The organism is Pseudochelatococcus sp. B33 (assembly GCF_053570585.1).
The window spans coordinates 31,893-51,740 of record NZ_JBSEFH010000021.1 but is presented as its reverse complement, the minus strand read 5'-3'; the positions used below and the strand labels follow the sequence as shown (position 1 = coordinate 51,740).

18 protein-coding genes are annotated in these 19,848 nt (G+C 62.1%); 5 read left to right on the top strand and 13 right to left on the bottom strand.

From position 1 onward, the window contains the following. Positions 1 to 13: 13 nt before the first annotated feature. The 7 genes from ACUSIJ_RS21365 to ACUSIJ_RS21335 form a co-directional block, all read right to left on the bottom strand. Entirely contained in the window at positions 14 to 2,059 is a 2,046-nt protein-coding gene (locus ACUSIJ_RS21365) for a dipeptide ABC transporter ATP-binding protein (RefSeq protein WP_449310448.1), read from the bottom strand. A gap of 5 nt (positions 2,060 to 2,064) precedes the next feature. Continuing rightward, positions 2,065 to 3,093 (bottom strand): ABC transporter permease, encoded by a 1,029-nt coding sequence (locus ACUSIJ_RS21360; protein WP_449310447.1) that lies wholly within the window; start codon positions 3,091 to 3,093, stop codon positions 2,065 to 2,067. Continuing rightward, positions 3,090 to 4,040, bottom strand: coding sequence for an ABC transporter permease (locus ACUSIJ_RS21355; protein ID WP_449310446.1), 951 nt, complete (start codon positions 4,038 to 4,040; stop codon positions 3,090 to 3,092). Before ACUSIJ_RS21355 ends, ACUSIJ_RS21360 begins: the two co-directional genes overlap by 4 nt. A gap of 127 nt (positions 4,041 to 4,167) precedes the next feature. After that, the gene (locus ACUSIJ_RS21350) at positions 4,168 to 5,865 is read right to left on the bottom strand and encodes an ABC transporter substrate-binding protein (protein ID WP_449310445.1); all 1,698 of its coding nucleotides are present in this window, start codon (positions 5,863 to 5,865) and stop codon (positions 4,168 to 4,170) included. 56 nt (positions 5,866 to 5,921) lie between these two features. Continuing rightward, complete coding sequence (locus ACUSIJ_RS21345) at positions 5,922 to 6,269, bottom strand: RidA family protein (RefSeq protein WP_449310444.1); 348 nt, start codon at positions 6,267 to 6,269, stop codon at positions 5,922 to 5,924. Continuing rightward, positions 6,266 to 7,435 (bottom strand): NAD(P)/FAD-dependent oxidoreductase, encoded by a 1,170-nt coding sequence (locus ACUSIJ_RS21340; protein ID WP_449310443.1) that lies wholly within the window; start codon positions 7,433 to 7,435, stop codon positions 6,266 to 6,268. The genes ACUSIJ_RS21345 and ACUSIJ_RS21340 overlap by 4 nt, the downstream gene beginning before the upstream one ends. Before the next feature lie 154 nt (positions 7,436 to 7,589). Next, a complete protein-coding gene (locus tag ACUSIJ_RS21335) occupies positions 7,590 to 8,771 on the bottom strand; it encodes a pyridoxal phosphate-dependent aminotransferase (protein ID WP_449310442.1) in 1,182 nt (393 codons plus the stop codon). 204 nt (positions 8,772 to 8,975) lie between these two features. Between ACUSIJ_RS21335 and ACUSIJ_RS21330 the strand changes: the two genes are divergently transcribed. Further along, positions 8,976 to 9,689: a ribonuclease activity regulator RraA gene (locus tag ACUSIJ_RS21330; protein WP_449310441.1), complete on the top strand. Its 714-nt coding sequence runs from the start codon at positions 8,976 to 8,978 to the stop codon at positions 9,687 to 9,689. 54 nt (positions 9,690 to 9,743) lie between these two features. Here the strand turns inward: ACUSIJ_RS21330 and ACUSIJ_RS21325 are convergent, their stop codons facing one another. Together ACUSIJ_RS21325 and ACUSIJ_RS21320 are read right to left on the bottom strand one after the other, a co-directional pair. After that, positions 9,744 to 11,225, bottom strand: coding sequence for an N-acyl-D-amino-acid deacylase family protein (locus ACUSIJ_RS21325; RefSeq protein ID WP_449310440.1), 1,482 nt, complete (start codon positions 11,223 to 11,225; stop codon positions 9,744 to 9,746). Positions 11,226 to 11,244: 19 nt separating this feature from the next. After that, on the bottom strand, positions 11,245 to 12,120 hold the full coding sequence (locus ACUSIJ_RS21320; RefSeq protein WP_449310439.1) for a LysR family transcriptional regulator: 876 nt from the start codon (positions 12,118 to 12,120) through the stop codon (positions 11,245 to 11,247). 156 nt (positions 12,121 to 12,276) lie between these two features. On the opposite strand from ACUSIJ_RS21320, the gene ACUSIJ_RS21315 reads away from it, so the two are divergent. Further along, positions 12,277 to 13,041, top strand: a complete 765-nt coding sequence (locus tag ACUSIJ_RS21315; RefSeq protein ID WP_449310438.1) for an SDR family oxidoreductase — start codon at positions 12,277 to 12,279, stop codon at positions 13,039 to 13,041. Positions 13,042 to 13,142: 101 nt separating this feature from the next. On the opposite strand, the gene ACUSIJ_RS21310 is transcribed toward ACUSIJ_RS21315, so the two are convergent. The 3 genes from ACUSIJ_RS21310 to ACUSIJ_RS21300 form a co-directional block, all read right to left on the bottom strand. After that, a complete protein-coding gene (locus ACUSIJ_RS21310; protein ID WP_449310437.1) occupies positions 13,143 to 14,393 on the bottom strand; it encodes an MFS transporter in 1,251 nt (416 codons plus the stop codon). Between the two features lie 423 nt (positions 14,394 to 14,816). After that, the gene (locus tag ACUSIJ_RS21305; protein ID WP_449310436.1) at positions 14,817 to 15,170 is read right to left on the bottom strand and encodes a cupin domain-containing protein; all 354 of its coding nucleotides are present in this window, start codon (positions 15,168 to 15,170) and stop codon (positions 14,817 to 14,819) included. 127 nt (positions 15,171 to 15,297) lie between these two features. Next, positions 15,298 to 16,257 carry a LysR family transcriptional regulator gene (locus ACUSIJ_RS21300; protein WP_449310435.1) on the bottom strand — a complete coding sequence of 320 codons (960 nt, stop codon included), beginning with the start codon at positions 16,255 to 16,257 and terminating at the stop codon, positions 15,298 to 15,300. Between the two features lie 41 nt (positions 16,258 to 16,298). On the opposite strand from ACUSIJ_RS21300, the gene ACUSIJ_RS21295 reads away from it, so the two are divergent. From ACUSIJ_RS21295 to ACUSIJ_RS21285, 3 genes are read left to right on the top strand one after another with little or no spacing between them, the layout of a single operon-like run. Then, positions 16,299 to 17,084, top strand: a complete 786-nt coding sequence (locus ACUSIJ_RS21295) for an SDR family oxidoreductase (protein WP_449310434.1) — start codon at positions 16,299 to 16,301, stop codon at positions 17,082 to 17,084. Positions 17,085 to 17,093: 9 nt separating this feature from the next. Further along, complete coding sequence (locus tag ACUSIJ_RS21290) at positions 17,094 to 17,795, top strand: ribonuclease activity regulator RraA (protein WP_449310433.1); 702 nt, start codon at positions 17,094 to 17,096, stop codon at positions 17,793 to 17,795. Positions 17,796 to 17,797: 2 nt separating this feature from the next. Then, the gene (locus ACUSIJ_RS21285) at positions 17,798 to 18,727 is read left to right on the top strand and encodes a dihydrodipicolinate synthase family protein (RefSeq protein WP_449310432.1); all 930 of its coding nucleotides are present in this window, start codon (positions 17,798 to 17,800) and stop codon (positions 18,725 to 18,727) included. Positions 18,728 to 18,753: 26 nt separating this feature from the next. Here ACUSIJ_RS21285 and ACUSIJ_RS21280 read toward each other — a convergent pair whose 3' ends face one another. Then, entirely contained in the window at positions 18,754 to 19,845 is a 1,092-nt protein-coding gene (locus ACUSIJ_RS21280; RefSeq protein ID WP_449310431.1) for an iron-containing alcohol dehydrogenase, read from the bottom strand. Positions 19,846 to 19,848 lie beyond the last annotated feature (3 nt).

The following is a 19,848-nucleotide window of genomic DNA, read 5'->3' as shown; positions in this document are numbered from 1 at the left end:
CGGATGTTCCCGATTACTGCGCGGCAGATGAAACGGAGAATACCGGCTCCATCCGCTGCAGGGCGTCCGGAGGGAGGTGGCAGGCGATATGATGCGTAGGGGAAAAGCGGTGGAGCGGCGGAACCTCGCTCGAGCAAACCCCTTCGATCGCATGACCACATCTTGTCGAGAAGGGACAGCCCTTCGGGGGATCGCTGGCAGAAGGCAGGTCGCCGGAGACAATGACTTTGCGCTTGGTGACCCGCGTATCGGCGACAGGCACGGCCGAAAGCAACGCCTCGGTATAGGGATGATAGGGAGGCGCAAAGACCTCGTCGGCGGTCCCCTGTTCGACGATCCGGCCAAGATACATCACGACGATCCGGTCAGCGAGGTAGCGCACAACCGCCAGATCATGACTGATGAAAATCAGCGTGGTCTTCTGGTCGCGCTGAATGTTCATCAGAAGCTCCGCAACCGCAGCCTGGACCGAAACGTCGAGTGCAGACACCGGTTCGTCAGCCACGACGACCGCCGGATTTCCGGCAAAGGCCCGGGCGATCCCGATGCGTTGCTTCTGGCCACCCGACAGCTGGCGCGGGCGCCGTTCGGCATATTCATGCGGCAACTTAACCAGATCGAGCAGTTCAAGAACACGGGCGCGGATCCGTGCCTCATCGGTCTCGACGCCGAATTTACGGATGACCCGCGCGATCTGGCTCCCGACGCTGTGGCTCGGGTTGAGCGTGTCAAACGGGTTCTGGAACACCATCTGCAAATTCCGGATCGTCTCCCGCGAACGTTTCTGAACCGGGGTGGAACCGAGTTCGGTTCCCGATACGGTGAGCGTGCCCGAGCTGGCCTGTTCGAGCCCCACCAGAATTCGCGCGAATGTGGATTTCCCGCAGCCGCTCTCCCCGACGATGGCGACCGTCTCGCCATGTCTGGCGTCGAAGCTGAGCGCACGGTTCGCCTGAACGCGGCTGTAGGATTTGCTCAGCCGGTCGACTCTGACGACGACATCCCCGATCGGGGTGGGCGCTTGATGTTCGTCTTCACGCTCTGCCGAAGTCCAGTCGATCTGATCCACACGGACGCAGCGCGAAAAGCCTGTTCCGGCGGGCAGCATCGGAACGGGACCCCGATCGCACAGGCCGGGCGCAAAGAACCCGCATCGCGTACTGAAATTGCAGCCTTCCGGTCGGCTCTGTGGCGCCGGAAGATGTCCGGGAATCGACCGCAACGGACGCGTGTTCTTGTCCGCATCCGGCACCGGAATCGAGGCGAACAGCCCGCGGGTATAGGGGTGGCGCATTTGCGTGAAGACCTGCGCCACGCTGCCGGTTTCGATGGCTTCGCCCGAATACATCACCGTCAGCTGGTCACAGGTTTCGCGGATCAGGCCCAGATTGTGCGAGACATAGAGCAGCGACGTGCCATAAAGCTCTGCGATTTCACGGATCAGTTCAACGATCCCGGCCTCGACCGTGACATCGAGCGCGGTGGTCGGCTCGTCGAGCAGCAGAACCTTTGGCTGCGAAAGCAGAGCCATCGCGATCACCACCCTTTGCTGCTGTCCGCCCGAGATCTGATGCGGATAGGCGCGCATGATACGGTCGCAATCGGGCAACCGGACACGTTGCAGCATGTCATGCGCACGTCTGAGCGCTTCGCTGCGACTTGCCCCGTCATGATAGATCGGAACCTCGGCCAGCTGCGCGCCTATGGTCATGGCCGGATTGAGCGAAGCCATCGGTTCCTGATAGACCATCGCAATTTCGGACCCGCGGATCCGGCGCAGCTCCTCCTTCGACATGGCGACCATGTCGCGGCCTTCGAACAGAATCTGACCACCGACGATGCGGCCGTTGCGGCCGAGATACTGCATGATCGCCAGCGCAATGGTTGATTTGCCGCAGCCGGATTCCCCGACCAGCCCGTGGGCCTCGCCGGGCATCAGCCGAAGATTAAAATCGACGACCGCCGGGATTTCTCCGCTGCGGGTGAAGTAGGAGATACAGAGGTTGCGGCATTCGAGAACCGGAGTCCCTCGCGTGGCAGCATGTGGTGCGTCGGCCATCTGCATCAGTCCTTGAGGCTCATTTCGCGGAGTCCGTCGGCCACCAGATTGAAACCGAGGATCAGGCTCGAAACTGCGGCGGCCGGGATGATCATCATGTAGGAGAATTTCCACAGCAAGGCGACCGCGGCGGCCTCCTTGATCATCAGCCCCCAGTCGGGATCGGGCGGCTGCAATCCCAGCCCGAGAAAGGTCAGCGTGGTGATGGCGACGGTGGTATATCCAAGCCGCAGGCAGGCATCGACAATAAGCGGCCCCCTCACGTTCGGCAGGATTTCGACCAGCATGATGCGCATGGTGTTCTCACCCCGTGTCTGCGCGGCATGGACATAGTCGCGGGTTCTCGCATCAAGGGTCAGCCCCCGCACGATCCGCATGATCCCCGGAGCAGAGGCGATGGTGACGGCCACAATGATGTTAACGCCGCTTTGCCCGATGAAATTCAGGATCAGGATCAGAAGGATCATGACCGGGAACGAAATCAGTATATTGCAGCTGAATGAAACGAAGGTATCCCACCACCCGCCCAGGTAACCCGCGACAAGGCCCAGAAATACGCCGACCATGTAGGCGGCCGTGGTTGCGGTCAGGCCCCAGATCAGCACTCTCTGGCCGCCCCATAGTGTTCGCGACAGTACATCCCGTCCCCGCATATCTGCGCCAAGCAGAAAGAAGGTGCCGTTCTTCTCGCCGAACGGTGGCACAAAGGGCGCAATCGGCTTGTTCGGATCCAGCAGCGGCAGGTAAGGGGCAGCGACCGCCACCGCGACCCAGAAGAACACAAGCGACAGCCCGACCACCGTCAGCCATGATTCCCGCCAGCACCGGACCATCAGAACGTAAAGTGAAAGCGTTGCGGGAAGTGCGGGCAGCAAAACGATCTCACGCCATTTGCCAAGCGCGGGGCCGCTGATGACATAGCAGGCCAGCGGCAGATAGATCAGCGCGATCAAGACGATGGTCCAGGTCGTGAAGCTTATTGACCGGAGACCTTTTTGCTGTTGCTCCGCGCCCCGTGAGAAGATCGACGTCATTTGAACCTCACGCGCGGATTTAGCAGGATATAGCCGATGTCAGAGAGCAGCTGAGAGATCACGGCGACCGCGACGGCCACCAGCGTCGCAGCCTGAATGACCTCCAGATCGCCATACATGGTCGCATCATAGAGCATCCGGCCAAAGCCGTTGTACTGGAAGAAGACCTCGATCACGACGACCTGGGACAGCAGCCAGTTCAGTTGCAGGAAGATCAACGTAAAAGGGACGATCAGCGCGTTTCGCAATGCATGAAAGATGATGACTCTCGAATAGGGAATGCCTTTCAGCAGCGCCGTGCGGATGTAATGGGAAGTCATCACCTCGGCCATTGAGGCCCGCGTCATCCGCGAGACATAGCCGACATCATAGATCAGCAGGGTCAATACCGGCAGAACGAGGTCAATGGCACTGAAACCCCCGGCCATTGACGACTTGGTTGGCACCCATCCGAGTCCCAATCCCAGCACAACCGTAAGGATTACGGCGGTCGCCACCTGCGGGATAGAGGTCGTTATCACCGAGAACAGCGATATGATGCGGTCCGTGAGTGAACCTTCCCGCATTCCGGCCAGCACTCCGAGCGTCATGGCGATCGGAATCATGAAGAGAAAAACGAAGAAGGCCAGTATCCCGGTGGCCTGCAACCTTTCCGAGAGCAGTGTCGAGACCTCGACATTCTTCTGCATCGAACGCCCCAGGTCGCCGGTGACGACATTCCCTACCCAGCCGACATAGCGGCTGAGGAAGGGCTCATTCAGCCCCTTTTGCTCAAGCCAGAGCCGGTAATCCGTTTCTGACAGCGTCGCGACGCCAAAGCCGCCCAGCTCGGCTGTAGCGATCTGCCGACGGAACTGTTCGCTGTCGAATATGGCAAACAGCACAAGCGTCACGACTGCCATGATAAGCAGCATCTGCCCCAGGCGGGCCGATATCATTCTGATCATTCAACGTCTCTCAGGCTGGCTCCGGTCGGAGGCATTTCTGACAGCGGGATCTGCCGCAGCGCGGTTGGGCGCTGCGGCAGATCCCGGGCACCGTCACGGGAGCGTAGAACGGTGCTCGCCCCCGAGGTCAGCTCATCCAGACCTTGGTCAGCTGCGACTGCCGCGCAGGATGCGGCAGGTAATCATGCACATTTGCGGCGGCGAGAATGTAGATCGGCCGCCATAGCGGCTGAACCATCAGCGCGTCGTCCCGGAGGATGCGCTGAACCGTTTCCATTTTCGCGCGCCGCTCTTCGACATCGACCGTTGCCTCCGCGCCATCAAGGGCCTTGTCGAAATCCGGGTTCGAGTAATGGGTTTCGTTCCACGGTGCGCCGGTACGATAGGCCTGAGCCAGAGCCATGGTCGCTAGCGGCCGATGCCCCCAGGAGGTCGCACCGAAGGGCGCTGTCATCCAGACTTCCCAGAACTTGGTCGAAGGCATGACATTGACGGACAGTCTGATCCCGGCGTCCGCCAGCTGGTCCCGCAGCCCCTCGCAAACGGCCTGCTGCCAGGGACCGTCGGTATTGCCGACGGCGATCGTCAGCTCCAGGCCGTCGGGATATCCCGCCTCCGCCAGCAGCGCGCGGGCGCCTTCGACATCCCTCTCCAGCGGCGGTAGCGGGAAATATTCGGGGTGAACCGGCGCAACGTGGAAGTTGTCGCCGGACGTTCCCCCCTCGGGGAAGACAAGATTGTTGAGCTGCGGATTGTCCGCTGCCTTGATGATGGCTTGACGTACACGGATGTCGTCGAAAGGCTTCTGGTCGACCTGCATCCGCATGCACAGTGTTCCCGCAGTACTGGTCACGCTGATCTGCGCGCCATCGATTGCTTTCGCAAGCTCCAGCTGGTCCGCAGTCAGTTCGTAGATGGCGTCAACCGTGCCGGACGCAAGTGCCAGGGTCTGGGCATCCTGTTCGTAATTCAGGAATTGGATCTCATCCAGGTAGACCTCGCCGCCCCAATAGGTGAAGTCCTCTCCGTTGGTCATTTTGGTGACGCGGGTCAGCACGCAGCGCTCGCCGACCTTCAGTTCCTTGACGGTGTAAGGGCCGGTGCCGATCGGATTTTCCGAGAACGGCGCCTTGAAGTCGGGATGGATCACGAGGCAGGGATAGTCGCCGCAATCCTCCGGCAGCGAAAGGACAGGCTTGCTCAGATGGAGGCGCAACGTATGCGTGTCCACTACCTCGATAGCGCCTTCCGGAGCCTTGCGGGCGGCTTTTCCGTCCGCACCCGTTTCCCCGGTCTCGGCCGCTAGAGCACTGAAGGTCGAAAGCCCGAGGATCGCCGATCCCGTGCTTGAGTCCGTCCATCTGCGGATATTCCAGGCAATATGATCAGCGGTCAGATCATCGCCGTTGTGCCATTTGACGCCCTTGCGGACATTGAGGGTCCAGGTCTTCAGATCTTCCGAGGGCTCCCAGCTTTCGATGAGCATTCCGCGGGTGACGTTGTCCGGGCCGACGAGAGTCAGATATTCGATGACCGGGCGAGACTGGTTCGACATCTCGTTCCAGCCATAGGTATGCGGATCGTCCATCTTGGCGACCTTCTGCCCGAAGCGCAGCACGCCCCCCGGCTTTGCGTCGGGGTTGCGCTTGGGGAAGGGCAGATTCTCCGCTTCCTGGGCATAGGCCGGCAGACCGGCAAATGCATAAGCCGCAGTTGCCGATGCACCGAGAAAGGCCGCGAGCCGGACAAACTCACGTCGCGAGATGGTATTGTCTGAAAGTTGCTGGTACAGTTTACGCGTATTGCGGTTTTCTCTTCTGAACATTGTGAGGTTCCCCTGTTGGTTGAGATTTTTATTATTTTTTCTCGTACGGCCATGCGTCAGGCCGCGGCGATGACCATGATCTCGACGCGATACCCGTCCCCGGCAAGTCGAGCCTCGACGGTGGCGCGGACCGGCATCGCGCTGCCGTCAACCCAGGCGTCCCAGGCGACGTTCATCATTTCGAAATCCGCAATATCGCGCAGCCAGATCGTCGCGCTGAGTACCTTCGTCTTGTCGGACCCCGCCAGAGCAAGGAAATGATCAATTTTCGCGAGGATCTGCTCGGTCTGTCCGGTAGTATCTGCACTCAGGTCATCGGCGGTCATTCCGGCGAGATAGACCGTCCCGTTATGCGTCAGGGACCGGCAAAAGCGCTGGCCGTTGGCGTGGCGTTCGATGGTCATGAATGAGGCTCCATTTTGGGGATATTGATCGGGCGCAGCCTGGCGGGAGAGATGTCGGCCATGTCGAGTTCCAGTTGCGCGAGGCTGTCGGGCAGACGGTTGCGCGCGATCAGCTCCCTGCAGCATTCCGACAATGCCACGGCGGTCTTGATGCCATAGCCGGCCTGGCCGGCGAGCCAGAAAAAACCCTCGTGATCGGGATCGAAGCCCACAACGGGCGCGCTGTCAGGGGAGAACGTTCTGAGGCCGGCCCAACTGTGAAGGATCCGGTGGACTTCGATCGTCGTGGCATTCTGCAGCCGTTCGACTCCAACCGCGATATCAAAGTCGTCGGCCCATACATCACAGGGATCCGAAGGGGTCGCATCTCCCGGCGAGACGAATATCTGCCCCGCGTCGCGCTTGAAGTAGAATTCTTCGCCGACATCGTTTACCAGCGGCCAGCCGCGAATGTCCGCCCCCTCGGGTGCCGCAATATTGAAGGCCGTGCGCTTCTTTGGTTGCAGCCCGACGGCGGCAACGCCCGCCATTTCGGCGACGATATCTGCCCAGGCTCCGGCGGCGTTGACGATGATCGGCGCAATGGCCGACATTTTGTTCGTTTCGACAAGCCAACGGTCGCCGTGCCGCCGGATGGACTTCACCTCGCATCCCGAATGCAGTTCAGCGCCAGCTGCCCTTGCAGCACGCAGAAATCCGGTGTGCAGCGCATTCACGTCAAGCTCGCGTGACCCGGGCTCGATGAACGCGCTGTCGACGTAATCGCGCCGCAGCACCCCGCATGCTGCGACAGCCTCCTCGGGCGTGATCCGAGCAAGCGTCGGAACCAGCCTGCGACCGCGCTCGAACTCCTCGTCAAGGAGGTCGCGCTGATCGTGCCGCGCGATGGTGATCATCCCGCGGGGGCAGATCAACGGTACGTCGCTGAAACCCGGGGGCGGTGCTTCCAGGAAACCGCGGCTTGCGATTGCCAGCTTGCGGATGACCGGCGTGCCATAGTTCTCGGTGAAGCTGGCTGCCGAGCGCCCGGTCGAGTGATAGCCGTAATTATCTTCCCGCTCCAGCAGCAGAACGCGGCGATCCGGGGCTAGGCTGCAGGCGCAACCAGCCCCGGCAATCCCGCCGCCCACCACAATGACATCTGCTTCTGTGAAATGTCCCGTCATCTGCGTCCCGGTTACTGATCGTCTGCGGTTATATCGAGGAGTTCGAGATCCACGAGCACATCTGTCGATGTGGGGTTCGTTGCCCTGGTGGAGCGGTCGTTTTGCGGAATCCTTCGGTCCTTCCATTCGAGCGTAGAGATGCCATTATTGTATTTCAACACATATTTTGTGCAATCTTGTCCTCTGCGCAGTGCCTGTGCGCGGCGCCTAGTTTTGCGGCATCCTGCGAGGCGGGATCCTCGGTCTGCCGGCTCAGAAATTCTGCCAGACCGGCAATCAGGAGGCTGACCTCCCCGGGACTGCCGATGGTGATCCGCAGATGTTGTGGCAGCCCTGCAGACAGGACGGGGCGCAGGAAGATCTGGCGCGACTTCAGAAACTCATAGGCCTCCTTTGCACGCCGCGCGGAGGGCAGTTCCGCCAGGATGAAATTGGTTTCACTCGGCACCGGATGCAGCCCCAGTTCCTGCAAGGCAAGCGTCAGCCTTTGCCGCTGTGAGACGACCGCCTCTCGCGTTTTCCTCAGATGATCCTTGTCCGACAAGGCCGCAATGGCGGCCGCCTGTGCCGGCATCGAAACACTTGAAGGCGGAATAACGCGGCGCAGCAGATTCGCGACATCAGCGGGGAAATAGCCCCAGCCGACACGCATGCCGGCCAGGCCATAGATCTTCGAGAAGGTTCGGATCATCACCGTATTGACGCTCCCGTCGACCAGCTGCGACCCGGCCTGGAACGAAGGATCATCTACGAACTCCGCATAGGCGGCATCCAGAGCCAACAGCACATTTTGTGGCAGATTGGCATGGAGGCGGCATATTTCGGCCCAGGGAAGGCATGTGCCCGTCGGATTGTTGGGATTGGCCAGAAGGACCATCCGCGTCTTGTCAGTGACACATGCAAGAATCGCGTCCACATCGGCGCGCAGCGATGTCTCAGGCGCGATGACTGCGGTGGCGCCGGCGAGCTGGATCACTGTGCGAAAGTAACCATAGCCGTGTTCGGTTATGATCACTTCGCCGCCCGGGCCGGCGTAGCTGCGTGTCAGTATCCCCAAAAGCTCCATGGAGCCGGGAGAGCAAAGGATGCGTTCCGCTTGCAGGCCGTGATGCGCCGCAATCACGTCGCCCAGCTCCGTACAGTCGCTGTCCGGGTAGCGGTTTGCCTCAAGGAGGGCCGTCGCTGCCGCCTCGACTGCCTTGGGGCTCGGAGCCGTCGGCAGCTCGTTTTGCGACAGAATTACTTTCGGAGTTCCATCGTCTTGCGGCTTTTCGGCCGCCGCATAGGGTGGGACGAGCAGAAGGTGGGGCAGCGGGAGGATGGGGGAGGGGGACAATGTCGTAATCCGTCTTACTTCAGGGCGCCAATGGCCCAGTCCCATGACTGCACAGAATGAATAATCATGTCAATAAAATACATTCTCATGCGAGTTGAATATATACATGTATCCTTCGCTGTGGTTGTATGACCTGCCGCCGGCCCGCTTGCAGGGACCCTCGGCCGGATCGATGGCAGACGACGAATGTCCCAGAGAATGCAGATGACTGAGACAACAAAAATAGCCGAAGCGCTTTGTCAGGTTTCGACGGCGACAATTACCACGATGCTGTTCGAACACGGTGTACGCAACGTCTGGCTCCGCGATGTCGCCCCCCTGGCGATCGGCCAGGGGCGCAAGGCGGGACCGGCCTTCACCATGCGATTCATCCCGTCGCGCGAGGATATCTCCACCCCGTCGCGCTGGTCTGCCCCGGTGTCCCCACGCAGCGCCATCGAGGAAATGCCGGAAGGCGTAATGGTGGTCGTCGATGCCATGCGTCAGGCCGAAGCCGGCATCCTCGGCGATGTTTTCTCGTCACGGATGAAAACCCGCGGGGTCGAGGGCCTGGTCACCGACGGGGCGGTGCGTGACGGCAGCCTGATCGCCGAACTCGGCCTCGCGACCTGGTGCCAGGGGCGCGCGGCGCCCCCCTCGTCCGCGACGATGACCTTCGTGGAATGGCAGACGCCGGTGGCCTGCGGCGGCGTGGCGGTCTTCCCCGGGGACTACATCGTCGCCGATGACGACGGGGCAGTGGTGGTTCCGGCGGCCTATCTCGAAGAAATCGCTTCGGTCGGTCCGGGCCAAGAGATCTTTGACGCCTGGATCCGCGACAAGGTCCTGGCAGGCCGGCCGCTTCCCGGCTTCTACCCACCCACCGAAGAAACCCGCCGCCTCTATCAATGTGAGTTTCCCGAACGCGCTGGCGGCTGACAACCGGCCGGTGACCATAGAGGGCCGGCCTGGCGCCGGCCCCCTGAAGCGCGGTCAGCCTCCGCAGTTGCAGCACCGCATGGCGGAGCTTGCGGCGTGGTTCACAGACCGGCGCAAAACCTTGCCCGGCCTTGCTCCGCTCGGAGCGCCTTCCGACCACACAGGGACGCCGTTCACCAGCACCAGCTCGATCCCTTGCGAGGGAAGGGTGGGGTTTTCATAGGTGGCACGGTCCAGCACCGTCGCGGGATCAAACATCACGACATCCGCGAAGTACCCCGGTTTCAGCAGCCCGCGATCCTCAATGCCGAACTCTGCAGCCGGCAGGCCCGTCATCTGGTGCACCGCAGTTTCCAGCGGAAACAGGCCGAGATCGCGGGCATAATGGCCCAGAACTCTTGGAAACGTGCCCCACAGTCGGGGATGCGGATGATTGTCATGCGGCAGCCCGTCTGAGCCGATCATCGTGCGGGGATGCGACAGCACGCTGCGGACATCGGCCTCGTCCAGCTGGAAATAGACGGCCCCGGCGGGCAGCAGGCGCTCGGCAGCTTCGGCTTCGGTGCAGTTCCAGTCCCGCGCGATATCGGCAAGATAATGGTTGGCGAGTTCGGGATGGGGGCTCGACCAGGTGATCAGGATCGGCACACCTTTGTCGCAGCGCTGGGTCTTCAGAACGGTGGATGAGGCGGCATAGGGATAGCAATCCACCCCGATATCCAGTTCGCGGCGCGCCTCGTCGATGCGGGCCAGCGTCGGCGCGGCTTTGCCGAAATTGTCGCGCCCCGTCGCCTGATGATGAGAAATGACCAGTTTCGCCGAAGTCTCCCCTGCAATTTCGATGGCCTCCTCGATCGCCTCTTCGAGCTGCTCGAAGTAATTGCGCGTATGGGTGACGTAGAGCCCGCCGAAATCGGCTGCAGCACGCGACAGTGCCTTCACCTCATCAGTCGAGGACGGCAGCGCCGCCGCGTAGTCAAGTCCGGTCGAAACACCAATTGCGCCTGCCTTCATCGCAAGCGTGACCTGGAGCACCATCTCGGCGGTTTCTTCCGCATTGGCCGCTCGGTCCAGCACCGGCATGCACCGGCGGCGCAGGGTGGTGTGACCGACAAGTGCGGCAGCATTGGTCATGATGCCAAGCGTCTCGAGTTCGCTGAAATAGTCGGCGAAAGTGTCGAACCGGAAATTCTCCTGGCCGCCCACCAGGGTCAGCGGCGCGGGCGGGGTATCGTCGAGCCGCAGCGGCGCAACACTGATCCCGCAATTACCGACGATCACGGTCGTGACGCCTTGGCTGGTTTTTGCGACCATGCCTGTCGGACTCATCAGGGCGCTGTCGTCATGGGTGTGGACGTCGATAAAGCCCGGCGCTACCACAAACCCCGTTGCGTCGATAACCGTTTTTGCATTGGTGCCGGCAATGTCTCCGATCTCTGCGATGCGTCCATTGCGAATGGCAAGGTCCGCGACACGGGCGGGGGCCCGGCTGCCGTCGATGATGCTGCCGCCGTGCAAAACTATGTCGTAGAGCAAGGGTATATCCTTTGCGGGTTCAGAGGGGATTGGTCGCAGCTGCTGCAGGATCCGTTCTGCGTGCGATCTGACGTATGCCATCAAGAGCCTGCGTAAGCAGTTCCGGGTTCCGGCTCTTCCGGGCATGAGCCAGATAGACGAGTCGGCGAAATGTCGGAACGTCCGGCACGAGGCGGGCCTCCCTCATTGCCGTCAGGCTTCGCGCCTGTGCGCGGGTGAGGTAGGCCGCGCCGTTCAGCGCGGTCAGGTATTGCGCGCCAAGAACGCCCAGACCGACCGACAGCGAGGGCGCGGGAAAAGACGGGAAAGCCCGCGAGAACTCCCGTGCGAATTCCTCTCCCCAGGTCACATCGATGAAATTGTCGCGCCATTCGCCGCGCATTCTGACAGAGGCCACAAGAACGAGTTCTTCCTGATACAGCTCCTCGATCACGAGGCCGGGTCGATGCGCTGGCAGGAACATGATCGCGGCATCCAGCGACCGCGACGCGACCGCGTCGAGCAGAAAGCCGGAACTGCCCGCCTCGATGTGAAGCGCCGTATCCGGCAGAGCCTGCCGGAGCCAGATCACAAGCCGGGTGCTCATATCGTTGTCGAACGTAGTCGGTGTGCCAAGCCGGAAGCTCTCGCTGAGCCCCGGGGGCAGCGCGACCCTTCGGCGCGCCGCATTCCAAAGGCTGATGAGCTCGCCGGCATCCGCCCGCAGCTTCTGGCCTTCCGCGGTCAGCGACGCCCCGCCACGTCCGCGCAGGAACAAGACACAGCCCAGATCGTCCTCGAGCGCCTGGATCCGGTTGCTGATCGTGGACTGGGTCACATGCAGGCGCTGCGCAGCGAGACTGAAGCTGCCGGTCTCTGTAACCTGAACGAAGCTGAGCAGCGCATCCAAGTTCACATCGATCTCCTTTTCCGATATTAAAGCATGATAAAATTCGATTTGTAAATATCATGGGAATCATCTAACGATCCGGATAGGCGTCGAATTCGACGGAGTTCCGCGCACGCGCGCTATCTCGATGCGCGACTCCCGACTGAAGCGAAGGAACATCCGATGGATCTGGAACTGGCGAAACGGAAAGCGGTGGTGACCGGTGCCTCGCGCGGGCTTGGCATGGCGATCGCCCAGTCTCTGGCTTCGGAGGGGGTTGCCGTTGTCGCCGCCGCGCGCAGCGCCAAACGGCTTGCCGAGCTGCAGGCTTCCGCTCCCGATCACATCACGCCGTTCCGGTGTGACCTGGGTTCATCCAGCGATATCGAAGCGCTCGCAGCCGAGGCGGGACAGACCGATATCCTGGTGATCAACACCGGCGGACCGAAGCCGGGCGAGGTGTCTCAGGTCAGCGATGATGAGTGGCTGGCCCAGTTTGAAACTATGTTCCTCAGCGGGGTGCGGCTGGTCCGTGCGCTGTTGCCCGGGATGAAAGAGCGCCGCTTCGGTAGAATTCTGATCGTGGTCTCGTCCGGGGTCGTGCAGCCCATCCCCAATCTCGGCGTGTCCAACACCATCCGGCTCGCGCTGGTCGGCTGGGCCAAGACGCTTGCCGCCGAGGTTGCGCCCCTCGGAATTACGGTCAATTGCATCGCGCCCGGGCGGATCGGCACCGACCGCGTCGAAGAGCTGGATCAGGCGCGAGCAAGCAGGGAAAACATAGACATTGAAGCTGTTCGTCAGCAATCAAGGGCGACCATCCCGGTCGCCCGCTATGGCGATCCCCGGGAGTTCGCGGCGCTTGTGACCTTTCTGGCAAGTCCGGCAGCGGCTTACATTACGGGATCGGTCATGCGGGTTGACGGCGGCATGATCAGGAGTTTGTGAGGTTCAGGGTGGACCAATCCGGTTTCTGCGTGTCTGTCAACGGTCAACCCAGAGCAGGAGCCTGACTTTGGTCCGGCGAAGGGGCTTTGATGATGGCCGGGTCAATGTCGCGGCCCGACATCCGGCAGTGTTTCCGCGTTCATGCCGCCTTCGGCCGGGGGGCGGCCAGGCGATGTCTTTCTGGCGATGCGATATCCCAGGAAAGCCAGCATCAGCGCCGACAACCCGACGATATAGCCGAGCAGGCCGTGCGGGCCCGCAACCTGCATCAGTGCGCTCGCCAGCAGCGGTCCGGCGCTGGAGCCGACCGCCCACAGGAAAAGCAGCCCAGCAGAGAGAGACACCGCCTGATCCTGTTCGATGTGCCGGTAGGCGTGGATGACGGAAACCGCGTAGATCGGCATGCTGCCTGCGCCCACAAGCATGAACAGGCCGATCATCAGCCACAATAGATGGGATGCGTCCTCATGCACGGCCCACAGCATGGCAGCCGATGCCGCGAGGGCGAGACTTACGGAAGCGAGCATGACATTGCGCGTATCCACCCGGTCGGCGAACAGGCCCATCGGCCATTGCATAGCAAGCGCGCCCACCTGCGAAGCCGCGGTCAGCAGGATGGCGCCTTCCCTGTCGAGCCCGATCATGATGCCGTATGCGGGCGCCACATATGCCAGCGCCCCGCCGATGAGGCCCACGTAGAGGCAACCGCCTACCGCCGTTGGCGCATCGCGCCATAGCGCGCCGAGATCGACGGAGACAAGCGGCGGTGTATCGGGGCTGCGCGCCTTCGTCAGCGCCACCGGCACCAACGCCAGCGAGAGGGCCATGCTCGCCAGCATGAACATGCTCTCCATCCGCAGCGCCAGATAGCCGACGGCGACTTGTGCAAGGATCAGCGCCAGCCGGTTCAGCATCTGGTAAAGGCCGAATATGCGCCCGCGCTTGGCGGGTTCCGCCTGGCCGCTGATCCAGCTTTCGATGCACACGAAATGGCCCGCCGAGACGGCTCCCACCACAAACCGCAGCACGATCCACAGATCGACCGGCGTGAGCGCGAGGCACACTGTCGCCGCTGCCTGCACGGCCGCGAAAGCCGCGAAGGCACGAATGTGGCCCACGCGGCGGATCAGCGCGGGGATGGTGAAGCAGCCGACCAGGAACCCCCCCGAGTAGGCAGCGCCCACGAGGCCGATCATGAAGGGCGCCTGCTCCGCCAGCGCCATGTGGAGGGGGACGTAGGTGTGGATGGCGGTGCCGGCCACCTGCAGCATGAGTGCGCCGGTGATGATCGGCGCGAGCGCCGCCGCTCCCTGCGGATAGCGGGAGGCCGCCGCCGGGGCCGCGTCGGTCACAACGGCACCGGGACGGGATAACTGCTGCCGGAAGAAACTGCTACGAAATGGTCCCGCCCGGTCATATTTTCGCCCTTTTTTGTCCGCCGCGGCCGGTGCAGCAGGCGGAACTGTACTTTCGATTTGCACGAATGATGGCACAATATCCAGTTAATTTACTTTTAAGTTCGGTAGTAATGTAAGCATAATATATTTATTTTGGCACCCAGCGGCCCGAAAGGTTCTGCGTTGCGGCTGCCCCGGTACTCCGGGGCCGCTTTGGCCTGGGGCGGCCGGCTGCTGGGGGATGATGGGTGGCTTTATTGAACTCCTGGTGGATCATCGACCGCTACTGTCCCGCCTGCTGCCGCTGCGCTATGAGCGAGAAGAAAGAACCGGCACTGCGGAAGGCGATCCCTTCGGGCCTTTTGCGGACCCATGGGGCTAGATGAGTTCACGCTTCGCAGCGGTGGCAGCATCGCCCGTGTTCGGTGTGCCCGTAGGTTCGATCAGCAGGAGGTGTGCCTCCTTGCGCGCGATCGGGCAATGCTCGACTCCCTTTGGCACCACGAACATTTCGCCTGCCTTCAACGTGACGATGCTGTCACGAAGCTGAATGTCAATTTCACCCTGCAGAACAAGGAAAAAGTCGTCGGTATCGGGATGAGAATGCCATTTGAACTCCCCCTCTACCTTGACCACCATGACATCATGACCGTTGAAGGTTGCCACGGTGCGCGGGGACCAGTGCTGGTCGAAGGTAGCGAGCTTAGCTGCCAAATTTACCACGTCGGCCATCGCTCTCTCCACTCTTGTCGATGCCTTCCATGTTTCGCATGCGGTTTCGCCGAATTGCAAGGTTGTCCCGCTTCGCCGACATTCCGGACCTGTCATGCTGTGGAGAGTACAAACGGCGGCGAGATGTCTACAGCCTCGCCGGCCTGCCGGGCAGGCCGCAAGGCAGGGTTTCGCCGAAAGCGGTGAGCAGAAGCCCTTGAATCATCCGCCTCCGACCCGACGCCAGGGACCACAGAAGGCCGATTTCGCGCGGCGTGGGGGCTCCGGGAATGTCAAGGATCTGTAGGTTCAAACCCTCGGGCCAGGGACGCGACCATTCCGGAATGATTGCTATGCCCAGTCCGGAATCGACCATGACCGCAATTGCTTCAAGGGAATCGAGTTCCACCCATTCCCTGGGCGCAAGATCGTGCTGGCGCAGCCACGCTTCCAGTTGTCGCCCGCCCCAGTTATTGCGGTCATAGCGAATGAAGGGTGAGTTGCGTATCGTATCCAAGATGTCATCGACCCTCATGTCGGCCGGGCAAATCAGCCGGTAGGGTTCGTGGCGCAAGGGCTGCCACTCGTAAGATTTGGTGATCTCGAAAGGCGGGCGCACGAGGATCGCCGCATCAATCCGGGAATCGCAAAGGTGCTGGTGGAGTTCCGGTGACGTTCCGGGCAGCAGAAATACATCGAGCTCGGGCGCTTCGGCGCGCAGCCAGCGTAGCGCGGGGGTAATCAGCCCTGTCAGCGAGGTCGTGATGGCACCAAGCCGCAGTTCGCCCGATAGGCTGTCGGTCCGCGCGATGCTGCGCATCTGGCGGATCTCGTGCAGGACACGCTCGCTTGCATCCAGGATCGCCATTCCCGCTTCGGTGGGCCGTACCGTGCGCCCCACGCGCAGCAGAAGGGGAGCGCCAATGTCGGCCTCCAGCGCTTGCATTCGTTGAGCCACCGCTGCTGGCGTGATGCCGAGATAGCGTGCCGCCTCAGCAAGGGAACCAAGGCGTACGACTTCGGTGAAGGTTTCGAGGAACCGGGAATCCATAAGGATTTGTATCATCTGAAGACAGAAATAACCACCTATCGTGTGTTTTCCGTTCACCCTATTCATTCAGGAAAGCTATATGAAGAAGGAGGCGGTGTATGGATCTGGGGTTGAAGGACAAGGTCGCGCTGGTGTTCGGAGCAGGCGGTGGCCTGGGCGGCGCGATTGCCGCCAGTCTTGCGGCAGAAGGCGCGAAGGTCGCCCTGGCCGACATCGATGCAGAAGCTGCCAGCCGCAATGCGGATGCTATCGGGGCCTCGGGCGGTACAGCCATCGCGCTGGGCTGGGATATTGCCGACATCGGTCTGATAGCCGACCGGTTGGCGACGATCGAGGCCAGGTTTGGCCCGATCGACATACTGGTGAACAACACGGGCGGTCCGCCTCCAACTCCGGCCGCGGGTCAGGCGCCAGAGACCTGGTCGAAGTTCTTCGACAGCATGGTGCGGTCCGTCATTGCCATAACCGATGCCGTGCTTCCGGGCATGCGGTCACGCGGCTGGGGCCGGATCGTGACCTCCACGTCCTCGGGGGTTGTCGCGCCGATCCCGAACCTTGGCATTTCGAACGCGCTGCGGCTCAGCCTTGTCGGTTGGTCGAAAACGCTGGCCCGCGAGGTCGGTCGCGACGGGGTCACGGCGAACATCGTTCTGCCCGGCCGTATCGCCACGCCCCGCATCACCTTTCTCGATGAGCAGAAGGCCAAGCGCGAGGGGCGCAGTGCCGAGGCCGTCACGGCGGAAAGCACGGGCTCGATTCCGGTGGGGCGCTATGGCGATCCGAGGGAATATGGTGACACTGTTGCATTTCTGGCGTCGACGCGCGCCAGCTACATAACGGGCTCGGTCATCCGCGTGGATGGCGGCCTTATCGCCAGTATCTGAGGTATTGCCATGGCTCTCGATCCCAAGGTCATCGAAACTCTCAAAGAGGTTTCCACGGCGACGCTGACCACGGTTCTTCTGAAGAAGGGACTGCGCAACATCTGGTTGCGCGGTACGAAACCGGTGCGTCCAGCACAGCCCCGCCGGGTGGGTGAAGCGTTCACGCTCCGCTTCGTTCCCGCGCGTGAAGATCTGGCTACACCGGCAAGCTGGGCCTCGCCAATCTCGACTCGTGCCGCGATCGAGGCCATGCCCGAAGGTTGCATCGCCGTGGTCGACGCGATGGGGATCAGCGATGCCGGCATTTTCGGCGACATCCTCTGCGCCCGGATGGCGAAGCGCAACGTCGCCGCACTGGTCACCGACGGTGCGGTTCGCGACATCGCGGGCGTCCTCTCGACGGGCCTGCCGATCTGGTGCAACGGCGTTGCGGCGCCGCCCTCGGTTGCCGGGCTGACCTTCGTCAACTGGCAGGAACCGATCGCCTGTGGCGGCGTCGCGGTCTTTCCGGGAGACGTCGTCGTGGCCGACGATGACGGCGCCGTGCTGATCCCGCAGAGCCTGCTGAACGAGGTCACGCAGGAGGCCTCCGAGCAGGAGGCTCAGGAAGCCTGGATCATGAACGAGGTGGGCCGCGGCGTTCCTCTGCCCGGTCTCTACCCCATGAACGAGGAAACAAAGACCCGCTACGCGGCATCAAAAGGTAAGTGACGATGGCCTTCAATACGGAAACGACGGGCGTCTATCCGATCGCGCCCACTCCATTCCTTCAGGACGGTTCGGTGGATTTCGACTCGCTTGACCGCTTGATCGACTTCTACCGGGAGAGCGGCGCGGCGGGGGTCACTATTCTCGGCATCCTCGGTGAGGCGGCGAAGCTCGACTCCGAGGAGGCGCGTGCAATCGCGCGGCGGATAATCGCGCGAGCAGGAATGCCGGTGGTGGTCGGCGTTTCGGCTCCCGGTTTTGCAGGCATGCGGGCGTTGGCGCGCGAAGCGATGGATAACGGAGCCGCCGGGGTGATGGTCGGACCCGTGCCGCACCTGCGCACCGACGAACAGATTCTGTCGTGGTTTGACAATGCAGTCGAGGCCATCGGCCGCGAAACGCCATGGGCCCTGCAGGACTACCCGCTGACTTTGACCTGCCAGCTTTCTGTTCCCGTCATCAGCGCGATCATGCAGAACCATCCGTCCTGCGTCATGCTCAAGGCGGAGGATTGGCCGGGGCTGGAGAAGATTTCGGCGTTGCGCAAGCTTCAGGCCGAAGGAAAGCTCAGGTCCTTCTCGATCTTGACCGCCAACGGCGGGTTGTTCCTTGACCTGGAGTATTGGCGTGGCGCCAATGGCTCGATGACGGGATATGCTTTCCCCGACATGCTGATCGAACTGTACCGGTTGCAGGCAGCGGGCGATCGTGAAGCAGCGCATGACCTCTTCGATGCCCATCTGCCGCTGATCAGGCTGGAGCAGCAGCCCGGGATCGGACTTGCTGTGCGCAAGCATGTGCTCATGCGTCGGGGGCTGATCGCCAACGACGCCCTGCGCCGCCCCGGCCCGAGCCTGTCAGCAACCGCGCGGGACGAGGTCAGCTACCTGCTCGAACGGCTTGCCCGGAAAGATCCCCGCGCGAAGATCACCTGACGGCTGGGATCGTTCCGCATTGCCGGTCAGGGGCGCCCGCCGGCAAAGGCGGCATCGACGATATTGCGCACAGCCGCATGGGTGATCGGCCCCGGGTTCAGCCCATTATCGGTCTCGACAGTGATCCGGACGATGCGTTCCAGATCATCCACGCCGATGCCCACTTCCGGCAGGCGGACGGGCAGTTCGAGCTCGCCAAGGAGATCGTGGATCGTCCCGGCAAGGCTTTCGCTGTTAAGCGAGCTGGCAACCGCGTCAATGCCCTCGCGCGCGAACTCGGTATTGTAGGCCGTCACATAGGGCAGGACCACGGCATGGGCATCGCCATGGGGTACCCCGTAGCTTCCGCCCAGCGTATGGGCCAGACCGTGTTGCAGCGCGAATCCCCCCGCAAGCGCCGCTCCAGCCAGATACGCACCAAAGAGAAGTTCCGACCGGGCCTCGATGGACGACGGGTTGTTCCACACAGCACGGATTGCGTTGACCACCACCCGCGCGCCTTCGATGGCGGTCAACTGATGGATGGGGCTGGAAGACGTGACGTAGATTCCATCGACGCAATGGGCGAGCGCATTGAGCGCGCTCGCGGCGCTGTTGCGGCGCGACAGGCCGATGGAAAGCTCGGGATCGTAGATCACGGTATGCGCGAGCATGTTCAGATGCTCATGCATGATTTTCACGCCGTCAATGGTGATGCCGCAGAAGGCCGTCATCTCCGAGCCCGAATAGGTCGTCGGGATGTTGATGATCGGCAGGCCGAGCTCCAGCGAGATGCCCTTTGCAAGACCCACGGAAGCCCCGCCGCCGATGGCGACGATGCAATCGGCACCCGCTTCGGAAGCAGCCTTGCGCCCGGCACGGGCCAGTTCGATCGGCACCTGGGAAATCGCGACCGGCAGCACGCCGACGGACCGGTCGCCGAGCCGCGCGGCAACCTGCTCGGCCATGGTTCGCCGCCCCGGGGTCGAGACGACGAGCGCCTTGTGCCGGTCCAGATGCACGACCTCGTCGCGGATAGTGGCTGAGCTGCCCGGCCCGAAGACGATGCGGGCGGGGGTCGCGTTGAAGGCGCCGTCATAGCTGGCAAAGCGGCGCAGGACGGGTTCCAGTCGTGTCATGTT